The sequence below is a fragment of the Streptomyces sp. NPDC053426 genome, from assembly GCF_055585405.1.
Map to the genome: position 1 here is coordinate 1 of NZ_JBVJKE010000010.1, position 13,009 is coordinate 13,009.

The window sequence follows — 13,009 nt, forward strand, 5'->3', positions numbered from 1 at the left end:
CAGCGGCAGCGGGTCGCTGCTGGTGACCAGCTCCCGCAGCGGGTGCCGGGCCAGCACCGCGTCCACCTCCGGCGTCAACGCCGCCGCCAGCCGGGACGCCGCCGGACGGCTCTCGTCGCGCAGGGCGTCCACGGCGGCGAGGAGGACGCTTCTGGGCCCGGAGTCGGGCACCCCGGCCGCCGCCCGCTCGTGCAGCCGGGCGCCCTCCTCCAGGACGACCTCGGTGTCCATGCCCGCCGGGATCTTGATCTGCGCGTGGTGCCGCCAGGTGGTGACCGGATCGCCCCACGCCTCCACGGTGTACGTCCACAGCCCCGGCTCCCCGGCGGTGACGGTCGCCCCCCATCTGTCCGTGCCGGGCGCGAGCTCCCGCATCGGCGTGAACGGCCCCGGCCGCCCCTCGGGATCCTTCAGCACCACGTTGGCGGCCACCGCGTCGTGCCCTTCCCGGAACACGGTCGCCGAGATCTCGAACGTCTCACCGGTCACGGCCTTCGCCGGCCGGCGCCCCTGCCGGACCATCGGCCGGACGTCGAGGACGGGAATGCGCCCCACGGCGGTCGCGGGGGCCGGTGTCACGGAGGCGGGCGGCGGGGGGCCGGTCTCGGCCGGGCGGGCCGGAGGGGATCCGGCGCCGCGCTTCACGGGTGTCCGGGCGGCGCCCGGTGTCGGAGGGGATGACGAGTGGTGCTTGGCGGGCATGACCGCTCCTGTCCGCGTCAACGTGGGTGGGCGGATGACTGTGGGGAGGTGGGTCCTGCGTGGTGTTGCTGAGGGAGTACCCGCAGGAGCCTTCCCACACTGTTCGGGTGGGCAATCCGGCACGTTGCTAACTACTCGCGCGTATGTCGACACACAAGACCGGCCCCGTCCGCACGGGACGGGGCCGGTCATCGGTGGGCCCGCTCCCACGGCCGCCGATGCCCTCCGACGCCGTCCGGTGCCGTCCGGGGCGGCCGGTGCCCGGCCGCCCGCGCGGGTGCCGCTACGCGCGCGGAACCTGGAGCAGCCGGTCCGGCGAACCGAGCCCGCGCCCGGTCACCTTCCCGCTCGCCGCGCCCTTGACCAGCGCGTTCGCCACCTGGGCCGGGGTCGCCCGCCGGTGCTCGGCGAGATACAGCGCCGCCGCGCCCGCCACGTGCGGGGACGCCATCGACGTACCCGAGGAGGTGACCCGCGCGGTGTCGCTCGCGGCGGAGGCCGAGGTGATCGACACCCCCGGGGCGAACAGATCGAGCGCCGAGCCGTGGTTGGAAAAGGCCGGTTTCTTGTCCTGCCGGTCGGTCGCGCCGACCGTGACGGCCTGTTTCACGCCCGCCGGCGAGTACAGCGCGGCCGGCCCGCCTTCGTTGCCCGCGGCGACCGTATAGGTGACGCCGGAGGCGATGGAGGTGCGGACGGCGGCGTCGAGCTGTGCGTTGTAGAAGCCGCCCAGGCTGAGGTTGGCGACCGCGGGCTTCCTCGCGTTCCGGGTGACCCAGTCGATGCCGGCGATCACCTGGGCGGTGGTGCCGGCACCGGCGTCGTCCAGGACACGCACGGAGACGACGCTCGCCTTCTCGGCGACCCCGTACGAGGCGCCCGCGACGATCCCGGCGACATGCGTGCCGTGTCCGTTGCCGTCCTGCGCGGTCCGGTCGTTCTGCACGAAGTCCCAGCCGTGGCGGGCCCGTCCGGCGAACTCCTCGTGCGTGGTCCGTACGCCGGTGTCGATCACGTAGACCGTCACCCCGGCGCCCGCCGACTCCGGCCGGGTGTAGTGCTCGTCCAGCGGGAGGTTTTGCTGGTCGATGCGGTCCAGGCCCCAGGAGGGCGGGTTCTTCCGGGTGCGGTCCAGCGTCACGCGGGTGTCCTGGACGACCGAGGCGACCCGCGGGTCGGCGGCCAGGCGTCCGGCCTGTCTCGCGTCCGCCCGTACGGCGTACCCGTTGAGCACCGTGCCGTAAGTGTGGCTGATTCTCGCCCCGTACCGCTCGGCGAGGGCCCTGCCGGCCGCCGAGCCGGCCGTCGTCCCCTCCTCCAGCGTCACCAGGTAACCGCCGGTCACGGAGCCGGGTGCCCCGGCGCCGAGTATGCGTCCCTGTGGTGCGGCGTGCGCGGGCAGGGTGGCGGCCGAGACCGCCGCGGTGCACAGCACCGCCGTCATGACCCCCGCCCGACGCGCACACCGTCCGCGCGTCCGTGCCATGGTCCGGGCTCCCCTCCTCCACTCGGCGCGTCCGGCGCGGGCCGGCACGCCAGAGGGGAAGCGTCTCGTGCGGGACGAAGCGCGACAAGAACGCCCATGGGGGCGGAATCGGCCATATCCGTCGTGAAGTGAATCGTTTGACCGGGGGTACGAAGGCGTCCGTGTCCCCCGGCTTCCCACGCGGACCGTGGCCGCGCCGGTACTGTCGGCAACGATGCCCGGACGCACACCGCGTCTCTCACGAACGCGCCGAGGTGACTTGTGAAGGCGATCCGTCGATTCACCGTCCGACCCGTGCTCCCCGAACCCCTGCGCCCCCTGAGCGACCTGGCCCGCAACCTGCGCTGGTCCTGGCACGCCGGGACCCGTGACCTGTTCCGCTCCGTCGACCCCGAACGCTGGGCCGCCGCCGGCTGCGACCCCGTACGGCTGCTCGGCAGCGTGGCGGCCGAGCGGCTCACCGAGCTGGCCGGCGACCGTGACTTCCTGGACCGCCTCGACACGGTCGCCGCCGATCTGGACGCCTATATGACCGGCGACCGCTGGTACCAGGCGCAGCCCGACCGGCTGCCCGCCGCCGTCGCCTACTTCTCCCCGGAGTTCGGCATCACGGCCGCCCTGCCGCAGTACTCCGGAGGACTCGGCATCCTCGCCGGCGACCACCTCAAGGCCGCCAGCGACCTCGGCGTCCCCCTCATCGGCGTCGGCCTGCTCTACCGGCACGGCTACTTCCGCCAGTCCCTGTCCCGGGACGGCTGGCAGCAGGAGCACTACCCCGTGCTCGACCCCAACGAGCTGCCCCTGGACCAGCTCGAGGAGCCCGACGGCACCCCCGCCCAGGTCACCCTCGCCCTGCCCGGCGACCGCTCCCTGCGCGCCCGGATCTGGCTGGCCCAGGTGGGCAGGATCCCGCTGCTCCTGCTGGACTCCGACGTCGAGGAGAACGACCTCGGCGAACGCGGGGTGACCGACCGGCTCTACGGCGGCGGCAGCGAACACCGGCTGCTCCAGGAGATGCTGCTCGGCATAGGAGGGGTCCGGGCGGTACGCACGTACTGCGAGCTGACCGGGCACGCCGCGCCCGAGGTGTTCCACACCAACGAGGGCCACGCCGGTTTCCTCGGTCTGGAGCGCATCGCCGAACTGCGCGCGGACGGGCTGAACTTCGACGCGGCCCTTGAGGCGGTCCGCGCGGGGACCGTGTTCACCACCCACACGCCCGTCCCGGCCGGCATCGACCGCTTCGACCGCGAACTGGTCGCCCGGCACTTCGGCCCGCACGCCGAACTGCCGAACATGGAGGTCGACCGCGTCCTCAGGCTCGGCATGGAGAGCTACCCCGGCGGTGAGCCCAACCTGTTCAACATGGCCGTGATGGGCCTGCGCCTGGCCCAGCGGGCCAACGGCGTCTCCCTGCTGCACGGCAACGTCAGCCGCGAGATGTTCGCCGGGCTCTGGCCGGGCTTCGACCCCGAGGAGGTGCCCATCACCTCCGTGACGAACGGGGTGCACGCGCCCACCTGGGTCGCCCCCGAGGTGTTCCGGCTCGGCGCCCGGCAGATCGGCGCCCAGCGCGCCGAGGAGGCGCTGAGCGTCGGCGACTCCGACCGCTGGGACTCCGTCGCGGACATCGCCGACCAGGACATCTGGGAGCTGCGCCGGTCCCTGCGCGAACTGCTGGTCCTCGAGGTGCGCGAGCGGCTGCGCGCCTCCTGGCGGCAGCGCGGCGCCGGCACGGCCGAGCTGGGCTGGATCGACGGGGTGCTCGACCCCGACGTGCTGACCATCGGCTTCGCCCGGCGCGTCCCGTCGTACAAGCGGCTGACGCTGATGCTGCGCGACCGGGACCGGCTGATGGACCTGCTGCTGCACCCCGAGCGGCCGGTGCAGATCGTGGTCGCGGGCAAGGCGCACCCGGCGGACGACGGCGGCAAGCGGCTCATCCAGGAACTGGTCCGCTTCGCCGACGACCCGCGCGTGCGGCACCGGATCGTGTTCCTGCCCGACTACGGCATGGCGATGGCGCAGAAGCTCTACCCCGGCTGCGACATCTGGCTGAACAATCCGCTCAGGCCGCTGGAGGCGTGCGGCACCAGCGGGATGAAGGCCGCGCTCAACGGCTGCCTCAACCTGTCCGTCCTCGACGGCTGGTGGGACGAGTGGTTCCAGCCCGACTTCGGCTGGGCCGTTCCCACGGCGGACGGGGCCGGGACCGATCCGGACCGGCGCGACGCCATAGAGGCCGCGGCGCTGTACGACCTGCTGGAGCAGCGGATCACCCCGTGCTTCTACGGCCGGGGGCACGACGGGCTGCCGGACCGGTGGATCGAGATGGTGCGGCGGACGCTGAGCCTGCTCGGGCCGAAGGTGCTGGCCGGGCGGATGGTCCGGGAGTACGTGGAGCGGCTGTACGTGCCCGCCGCGCACGCCCATCGTGCGATGGACGCGGAGTCCGCGCGTGCGCTCGCCGGGTGGAAGGCGCGGGTGCGCGCCGCCTGGCACGGGGTGACCGTCGACCATGTCGAGACGTCCGTGACGGCGGCCACCGCGGAGCTCGGCAGCACGCTCGCGCTGCGGGTGCGGGTGGGGCTGGGCGGTCTGAAACCGGAGGACGTCGAGGTGCAGGCGGTGTCCGGGCGGGTGGACGGGGAGGACCGGATCACCGGTGCGACGGCCGTGCCGCTGAAGCCGGTGGGCGCGCCGGACGGGGAGGGGCGCTGGGTGTACGAGGGTCCGCTCGCCCTGGACCGTACGGGGCCCTTCGGGTACACGGTCCGCATCCTGCCCAGCCATCGCCTGCTGGCGTCGGGTGCCGAGCTGGGACTGGTCGCGGTGCCCTCGGAGGACGTGGTGGAGGCCGCGGGGCTGCTGATGCGGTGAGGTCTCCCCGGGCGGGCGACGGCGCGGTGCCGAGGGGCACCGCGCCGAGGCGTGGGGGGAGCGGGACGCCGGATCAGCCCGCGCTGCAGCTGCCGACCGACGGCGCCGGGCTGGAGGGCCCGTTGACGGTGAAGCCGAACGACGTCGACTGTCCCGCGCTCAGGGTGCGGTTGTGGCCGGCCGGGGTCACGGTCACCACGTTCCCGTTCCTGCTGGCGGTGCCGTTCCAGAGCGAGGCGATCGTCTGGTTGGAGGCCAGCGTCATCGGCACGCTCCAGTTGGTGACGCCGCCGCTGCCCGCGGTGATGGTCACCTCACCGTTGAAGCCGGTGTTCCACGCGTTGGTGGTGCGGTAGGTGGCGCTGCAGGCGCCCGTCGGCGGCGGGGTCGTGGGAGTGCCCCCGTCGCCGCCACCACCGAGGGTGATGTTGGAGCTGCCGGAGCTCTGGTAGCCCTCGGTGGCCATGATCATGTAGTAGTTGAAGGCCCCCATCGGCATCCCGGCCGCTTCCCAGGCGTCGAAGTGCGTGCCGGTGTTGATGGTGCCGCTGGACCGCTTGCTGTTCCGGACGCTCCAGTACTGCTGGAAGGTCTTGGTGCCCTCCACCGACGGCGCGTTGACCCGCGTGGACTCGTAGATGGTGTACGTGCCGCCGTCGGCGTTGACCGTGCCGCGCTGCTGGCCGGCCGACCCGGGGTTGTACGGGCCGTGGTTCTCGACGATGTAGTACTCCACCAGCGGGTTGGCGGTCCACCCGTACAGCGCCAGGTAGCCGTTGCTGCCCGGGTTGAACGTGCCGGAGTAGGTGACGTTCCGTCGGCTGCCGTTGCTCCAGCCGAGGCCGCCGACCCAGTTGTTGGTGTTGCTCCACTGGCTGCTGTACTGCCCGGCGGCTCCCAGCGTCATGGTGACGGAGCCGGGGTCGTCGGTCCAGAAGGAGTAGTAGTACCCGTTGTACGTGCCGGTCGAGTTGCTGGTGAGGACCTGGTCGGCCCGTGCCGTGCCGGGCAGCAGCAGTCCGGATCCGGCCGCCGCCGCCAGTGCCCCGGCACCGCCGAGGACGAATCTTCTGCGGCTGACCGGACGTGGGGCGGAGCCGTGGGGGAATTCGCTCATGGAACTGTTCCTCCTCGTGAAGGGCACGTCGGGGACGGGGAGACACGCCGAACACACCTCGGCGCTCACCGACGAGGCGACAGGGGACCGGTCCTACGTCCGTGACGTAGGACCGGGGAGCGCCACAACGGTCTTCCGCGGCGGAGGAGTTGTCAATGGTTTCGTAATGCTCCCGAAAGTATTCGGTGCTGTGGGCCGTTGCCGTAGCTGGGGTTAGGCGAGTGCGCCGGTCGCCGGGGGGAGGAGTGTCGGGGTCTCTCCGAGGCCGCGGTTCGAAACTTTCGAACCCTTTCCGGCGTCACCGTCCGGGTGTCAGTACTCCTCGAGGCCCCGGGTGGCCAGGCGGCGCAGCACCTTGCCGCAGCGGCGGGCGTACGCGTGCTGCATCGCGCGGGTGGCCGGGCCGCCCGCGCGGGAGTACCAGCGGGCCGGCCGGCTGAACGCCTCCACCGTCAGCCACACCGTTCCGTCGCCGGTGCGGTCCACGACGAAGGACTCCTCGCCGCATTCGGGGTGCCCGGCCAGGGTGCCGTACGCCCAGCCGGCCCTGCGGTGCTCCTCCACCGTCCACACCACGCGGCAGGGCGCCTTCACGACCCCGGCGAGGGTGATGGTGACGTCGACGTCCGGGGCCGCGCGGTCGGCGGCGGCCTCGACGCCGACCCCCAGCTCCCGGTGCAGTTCCCAGGTGAGCAGCGCCCGAGCCGCCTGCCGGAAGACGGCCTCGCCCTCGCCGAGGCGGGTGCGGACGCGCATCGGGTGGAAGCCGGGAGGGCAGAAACCGGGTTCCCGGGTCGCGCCGACGTGGTCGTAGGTGAAGTCCGCCGAAGACATGGGACCCAAGAGTAGGGCGGCGCCCACGCCTTGGAGAAAGGCGGGGCGCCGCTCGTGGCACGCGTTCCCGGTTTACGGGAAGGTGAGCTTCCAGCCGCTGATGTAGCCGGTGTCGTACCGTGCCCGGTCCTGCACCCGCAGCCGCCAGGTGCCGTTGGCGGCCTCGGAGGAGGCGTTGACCGTGAAGGTCTCCTTGATGTCGTCCGCGGAGCCGCCGCTGCGGTTGCGCAGGTTGTACGCGGTGCCGTCCGGGGCCAGCAGGTCGACGACCAGGTCACCGCTCCAGGTGTGCTCGATGTCGACCGTGACCTGGAGGTTGGAGGGCGCGTTGCCCGTCCGCCCGGAGACGGTGATCGAGGACGTCACCGCGGAGCCGTAGTCCGGGATGGTCACGTCGGTGTTGTTCTCGAAGGTCGTACCGTCACCGCCGCCGCCACCGTCGTCGGAGCGCGAGCCGACGTTGATGCCCGCCCACGCGTCCTGCACCGCCTTGTACTCGGCGCTGTCCGTGCCGTACAGCTCACCGGTCGCCGCCAGGGTGCCGGTGCGGGCGCCCGCGTAGTTGGTGGTGGAGGTGAACTTGGTGGTCAGCGCGCGGAACCAGATCTTCTCCGCCTTGGCGCGGCCGATGCCGGTGACCGGGAGGCCGTCCGAGGTGGGCGAGTCGTAGGTGACACCGTTGATGGTCTTGGTGCCGCTGCCCTCGCTCAGCAGGTAGAAGAAGTGGTTCGCGGGGCCGGAGGAGTAGTGGACGTCGATGTTGCCGATGCCCGAGTACCAGGAGTCCTTGGACGCGCCGTCCTTGCTCGGCCTGTCCATGTAGCGCAACGGGGTGCCGTCGCCGTTGATGTCGATCTCCTCGCCGATGAGGTAGTCACCGACGTCGGAGGAGTTGTTGGCGTAGAACTCGACGGTCGAGCCGAAGATGTCGCTGGTCGCCTCGTTCAGGCCGCCGGACTCGCCGCTGTAGTTGAGGCCCGCGGTGTTCGAGGTGAGACCGTGGGTCATCTCGTGCGCGGCCACGTCGATCGAGGTGAGCGGGTTGGCGTTGCCGGAGCCGTCGCCGTAGGTCATGCAGAAGCAGCTGTCGGACCAGAAGGCGTTGACGTAGTTGTTGCCGTAGTGGACCCGGGAGTAGGCGCCCACGCCGTCGCCGCGGATGCCGCTGCGGCCGTGCACGTTCTTGTAGTAGTCCCAGGTCAGCGCGGCCCCGTAGTGGGCGTCGGCGGCGGCCGACTCCAGGTTGGGCGGGCTGCCGTTGCCCCAGACGTCGTCGGAGCCGGAGAACAGCGTGCCGGTGCCGGAGGTGCCCCGGTTGAGGTTGTACGTGCGGTGGTTGCCGCGCGCCCCGTCGGTGAGGTTGTACGACGACCCGGACTGGGTGGTGGTCAGGTCGACGGTGCCGCTGTAGACGGTGTGGCCGGTTCCGTTCTGGATGGCCTCCCACTCGTACAGCTTCTCGCCCGTGGTGGCGTCGGTGACGACGTGCAGCTCCTGCGGGGTGCCGTCGTGCTGGAGCCCGCCGACGACCGTCTCGTACGCCACGACCGGCTTGCCCTCGGCGGCCCAGATCACCTTGCGCGGGGCCCGGTCGACGTCGGCGCCCTCGGCCTTCTCGGCCTTCGCGGCGGACAGGGCCTGCCGCTCGGCCTCGGCGGCCGGCACCTTGGCGGTGGTGGTCGCGGGCTTCACCGCGGTCCGGGTGGCCTTGACGACGGAGTCGGCCGCGCCGGGCGTCTCGCCCTGGACGACCAGGTCGCCGCCGAGGACGGGCAGACCGTCGTAGGTGCGCTCGTAGCGGACGTGCACGGTGCCGTCGCGGTCCTTGAGGACGTCGCGGACGACGAGCTTCTCCTTCGCGCCCAGGCCGAGGTCCTTGGCGGTCTCCGCCTTGGTGGCGTTCGCCTCGCGGATCAGCGCGGCGCGCTGGGCGGGGGTGAGCTTGACCGACTCCGAACCCGGCTTCGCCTTGCTCGCGGCCGCCGGTGCCTGTTCGGGGGCGGCGGTGGCGCTGCCGGACTGCACGGCCGTGGCGATCAGCGCGGCCACCCCGGCGAGGGCGACGGCGGCGGCACGGCGGTGTGTGGCGTGGGGGGTGCGTCTGTGGGACGACCTGCTTCTCAACGCTGACTCCTTCTGCGTGGCCGCGGATCGCGCGGCCTGGGGAGAACCGGGCGGCGGGTGGGCCGGCCGGGCAGAACGGAAGTGCATTTCGCTGTGGCCGCGGGGCAGCGGTGGGGTGTGCTGTGGGGTTGCTGTTGAGCGGCCGTGGGAAGAGTGGCAGGGGATCGGGGTTTCTGTCAGGGGCGCGTCAGAAATTTGGCCGGAAACCGTTCGTTGTCCGGGAGTTCAGGTTCGGTATACGAACGGTCAAGTGTGGAGGGCGGCGGGGGCGGGCCTTTGGGGTGCTCGCCCCCCGCCGCCCCTTCCCGTCCCGTCCCTGGGGCTGCGCCCCAGACCCCCTTCGGCCCTGGACGGGCCTCGTCCTCAAACGCCGGACGGGCTAGTTGGTGCCGCCGGACGGGTGGTCGCCGTGCCAGGAGTGCCACAGGGTCGCGTAGACCCCGTCGGCCGTCACCAGGGCGTCGTGTGTGCCGAGTTCGGTCAGTCGGCCGTTCTCCATGACGGCCACGCGGTCGGCGTCGTGGGCGGTGTGGAGGCGGTGGGCGACGGCGATGACCGTACGGCCCTCCAGGACGGCCGCCAGCGCGCGCTCGGTGTGCCGGGCGGTGGCCGGGTCGAGCAGGGCGGTGGCCTCGTCGAGGATCAGCGTGTGCGGGTCGGCCAGCACCACCCGCGCCAGCGCGAGCTGCTGCGCCTGCGAACCGTCGGTGGCGTGGCCGCCCTCGCCCAGCTCCGTGTCCAGCCCCTCCGGCAGCTCCCGCACCCACGCCTCGGCGCCGACCACGGCCAGCGCCGCCCACAACTCCCCGTCCTCGGCGTCCGGTTCGGCGATGCGCAGATTGTCGCGGACCGACCCCAGGAACACGTGGTGCTCCTGGGTGACCAGCACCACCTGCCGCCGCAGCCGCTCCGGGTCCAGGCCCGCCACCGGCACCCCGCCCACCGTCACGCTCCCCGAGGTCGGCGCGTCCACGCCCGCGAGCAGCCGGCTCAGCGTGGTCTTGCCCGCCCCGGACGGCCCCACCACCGCGAGCCGCTCACCCGGCGTCACCGTCAGATCGACCCCGCGCAGCACCTCGACGCCCCCGTCGTAGGCGTAGCGCACCCCGGTCACGTCGATGCGGTCACCGGCCGGATCCGGACTGTCGCCCCGCTGAGCCGCGCGCGGCGCCCGGGCCAGCCCCTCCACCCGGGCGAACGACGCCCCGCTGCTCTGCAACTGCTCGATCCGCATCAGCACCTCGTCCAGCGGCCCGCTCAACTGCAGCAGGTACAGGGACGCGCTCACCACCGCCCCGAGGCTCACCGCGCCCCGCTCGTGCAGCACCCCGCCGATCAGCAGCACCCCGGCCACCGGCACGGCGTACGACACCTCGACCACCGGGAAGAACACCGTGCGCAGGAACAGCGTGTGGAAGCGGGCGCGGCGGGAGGTCTCCAGCGCGTCCCGGCCGGCCCGGATCCGCCGTTCCTGAAGCCGGAACGCCTCCACGGTGCGGGCCCCCGCGGCCGTCGCCGCGACGATCTCCGCCACGTCCGAGTTGGCCGCGCCCTCGGCGAGGTAGGCGTCGCGCGCCCGGCGCAGGTACCAGCGCACCGCGAGCCAGATCGGCGTGAGACACAGCAGCCCGAGGGCGCCGAGCAGCGGATCCACCACGACGACCGCCGCCATCACGAACAGCGACTGCACGGCGTTGACCAGCAGTGCGGGCCCGGCGTCGCGCAGGGTCGTACCGACGGCGGTCACATCGGCCGTCCCCCGCGCGGTCAGATCACCGGTGCCCGCCCGCTCCACCACCGACGACGGCAGCCCCAGCGCCCGGTCCACGAACCGCTCCCGCACCCGCGCCAGCGTCCGCTCCCCGAAGCGGTGCCCCACGTACCGGGCCCAGCGGGACAGCAGCAGCTGCGTGACCGCGCACGCCACGATGACCGGCGCCAGCCGGTCCACCACCGCCACCCCGCCCCCGTCGCGCACCTCGTCGACGATCCGCCCCAGCAGCCAGGGCCCGGCCAGCCCCGCCACGGCCGCCAGCGCGTTCAGGACCAGTACGCCGGCGAAGGCCCGCCCGTCCGCCCGCACCAGCCCCGCGGCGGCCCGGCGCACATCGGCGGGCCCGGCCAGGGGGAGTCGTTCCCCGCTCATCGCACGACCTCCTCGGCGGCGTTCTCGTCGGCGTCCCTGGCCACCAGCTCCCGGTATCCGGGCTCGCTGTCGAGCAGTTCACGGTGGCTGCCGCTCGCCACCACCTTCCCGTCGGCCAGGAAGAGCACCCGGTCGGCCCGGTCCAGCACCAGCGGCGAGGTGGTGGCCAGCAGCGTCGTACGTCCCTTCCGGGCCGCGCGCAGCCGGTCGGCGACCGTGGCCTCGGTGTGCGCGTCGAGCGCCGAGGTGGGCTCCACCGCCAGCAGCACCTCCGGGTCGGCCAGCAACGCCCGCGCCAGCCGCACCCGTTGCCGCTGACCGCCGGAGAGGCTGCGGCCCTGCGCGGACACCGTCGAGTCCAGCCCCTCGGGCAGTCCCTGCACGATGTCCTCGGCGGCGGCCGCGTGCAGCGCCCGCAGCACGTCCTCGTCGGACGGGTCCCCGCGCCCGGCCACCACCTCCCGCAGCGGACCGGCGAACAGATCGGCCTCCGGGTCGGCGACCAGGATCCGCTCCCGCACCCGTGCGAGCGCGATCCCGTCCAGCCGGACCCCGCCCCAGGTGACCGCCGACGGCGCGTACCGCCCGAGCCGGTCCACCACGGCGAGCGCGTCGGCGGGGCGCACGGCGGTGAGCGCGGTCAACAGCCCCGGCGGCACCCGCACCCCCGACTCCGGATCCTCCAGCACGGACGGCTCGGCCGGCGGGTCGGCGGTGGCGGCGTCGGCCGGCGGATCGAGCCGCAGCAGCGCCGTCACCCGCCGGGCGGCCACCACACCCCGGCTCAACTGGTATCCGCACTCGATGAGGAACATCACCGGCCACACCAGTACGGCCACATAGCCGTACACCGACACCAGCTCGCCCACACTGATCTGCCCCTGCGCGGCCAGCCGGGCCGCGATCCAGGTCACCCCCGCCAGGAACAGCGTCGGCAGTCCCGCGGCGAGCGCCTGCATCCAGCTCGTCACGGCCCCGACCCGGTACCCCTGCTCCCGCAGCCGCCCCGAGTCCCGGCGGAACGCGTCGGAGACCAGGGTCTTCCCGCCCAGCCCGCTCAGCACCCGCAGCCCGCCCGCCAGATCCCCGATCCGCGCGGTCAGCACGCCCTGCCGCTCCCGGTACTCCGTCTCCGTGCCCTGCAACCGCCCCGCCAGCGGCCCGACGGCCAGCCCGATCACCGGCACCCCGAGCAGCACCACCACGGCCAGCAGCGGCGACACCGACAGCAGCAGCCCGGCCACCACCCCGTACGCCACGACCGCGCCGATCCCCGGCCCGACCGCCGTGAGCGACTGGGCGATCATCTGCACGTCGCCCACCCCGATGGTGACGACCTCCCCGGCCCCGGCCCGCCGCTCCAGCGAGGCCCCCAGCCGCACCGTCTGCCCCACGACCACCTTCACCGTGCGGAAGTTGGCGTCCATCCGCACCCGCGTCATCGTGCGGTGCCGCATGATGCTCAGCCAGGAGTTGACCCCGTTCACCACGAACAGGGCCCCGGTCCAGAGCACCAGCGCCCCCATGTCGCCCGCCCCCAGCCCGTCGTCCACGGCCCGCGACATCGCGTACGGCGTCGCCGCCAGCAGCACCATCCACACGCTGCCGAACACGGCCCCCGCCGCACACCGCCCCGGCTGCCGCATGACCAGCCACCACAGATACCGGGCCCCGCCCCGACGGTCGGGCGTGCCGGGGTCCTCGTACGCGTCGATCACCG

Annotated in this window: 8 protein-coding genes; 1 reads left to right on the forward strand and 7 read right to left on the reverse strand. The window is 73.1% G+C overall.

Features of this window, described 5'->3' with window-relative positions; all coding sequences use genetic code 11:
• The coding region (locus ACZ62B_RS20835) for a maltotransferase domain-containing protein (protein WP_468879832.1) at positions 1 to 702 on the reverse strand (702 nt) is incomplete at its 3' end.
• A gap of 283 nt (positions 703 to 985) precedes the next feature.
• Positions 986 to 2,188, reverse strand: a complete 1,203-nt coding sequence (locus ACZ62B_RS20840; RefSeq protein WP_468725299.1) for a S8 family peptidase — start codon at positions 2,186 to 2,188, stop codon at positions 986 to 988.
• 261 nt (positions 2,189 to 2,449) lie between these two features.
• Between ACZ62B_RS20840 and ACZ62B_RS20845 the strand changes: the two genes are divergently transcribed.
• Entirely contained in the window at positions 2,450 to 5,068 is a 2,619-nt protein-coding gene (locus ACZ62B_RS20845; RefSeq protein ID WP_469691640.1) for a glycosyltransferase family 1 protein, read from the forward strand.
• A gap of 73 nt (positions 5,069 to 5,141) precedes the next feature.
• Here ACZ62B_RS20845 and ACZ62B_RS20850 read toward each other — a convergent pair whose 3' ends face one another.
• The 5 genes from ACZ62B_RS20850 to ACZ62B_RS20870 all read right to left on the reverse strand — a co-directional run bounded on the left by ACZ62B_RS20850 (position 5,142) and on the right by ACZ62B_RS20870 (position 13,007).
• The gene (locus ACZ62B_RS20850; RefSeq protein ID WP_468879828.1) at positions 5,142 to 6,185 is read right to left on the reverse strand and encodes a glycoside hydrolase family 11 protein; all 1,044 of its coding nucleotides are present in this window, start codon (positions 6,183 to 6,185) and stop codon (positions 5,142 to 5,144) included.
• Positions 6,186 to 6,497: 312 nt separating this feature from the next.
• Entirely contained in the window at positions 6,498 to 7,019 is a 522-nt protein-coding gene (locus ACZ62B_RS20855; RefSeq protein WP_468725294.1) for a DUF1990 family protein, read from the reverse strand.
• Between the two features lie 72 nt (positions 7,020 to 7,091).
• Entirely contained in the window at positions 7,092 to 9,143 is a 2,052-nt protein-coding gene (locus tag ACZ62B_RS20860; RefSeq protein ID WP_469691643.1) for a M4 family metallopeptidase, read from the reverse strand.
• Between the two features lie 379 nt (positions 9,144 to 9,522).
• Positions 9,523 to 11,289, reverse strand: a complete 1,767-nt coding sequence (locus ACZ62B_RS20865; protein WP_468725290.1) for an ABC transporter ATP-binding protein — start codon at positions 11,287 to 11,289, stop codon at positions 9,523 to 9,525.
• Positions 11,286 to 13,007 carry an ABC transporter ATP-binding protein gene (locus tag ACZ62B_RS20870; protein WP_469691646.1) on the reverse strand — a complete coding sequence of 574 codons (1,722 nt, stop codon included), beginning with the start codon at positions 13,005 to 13,007 and terminating at the stop codon, positions 11,286 to 11,288. The genes ACZ62B_RS20865 and ACZ62B_RS20870 overlap by 4 nt, the downstream gene beginning before the upstream one ends.
• Between the last annotated feature and the right edge of the window lie 2 nt (positions 13,008 to 13,009).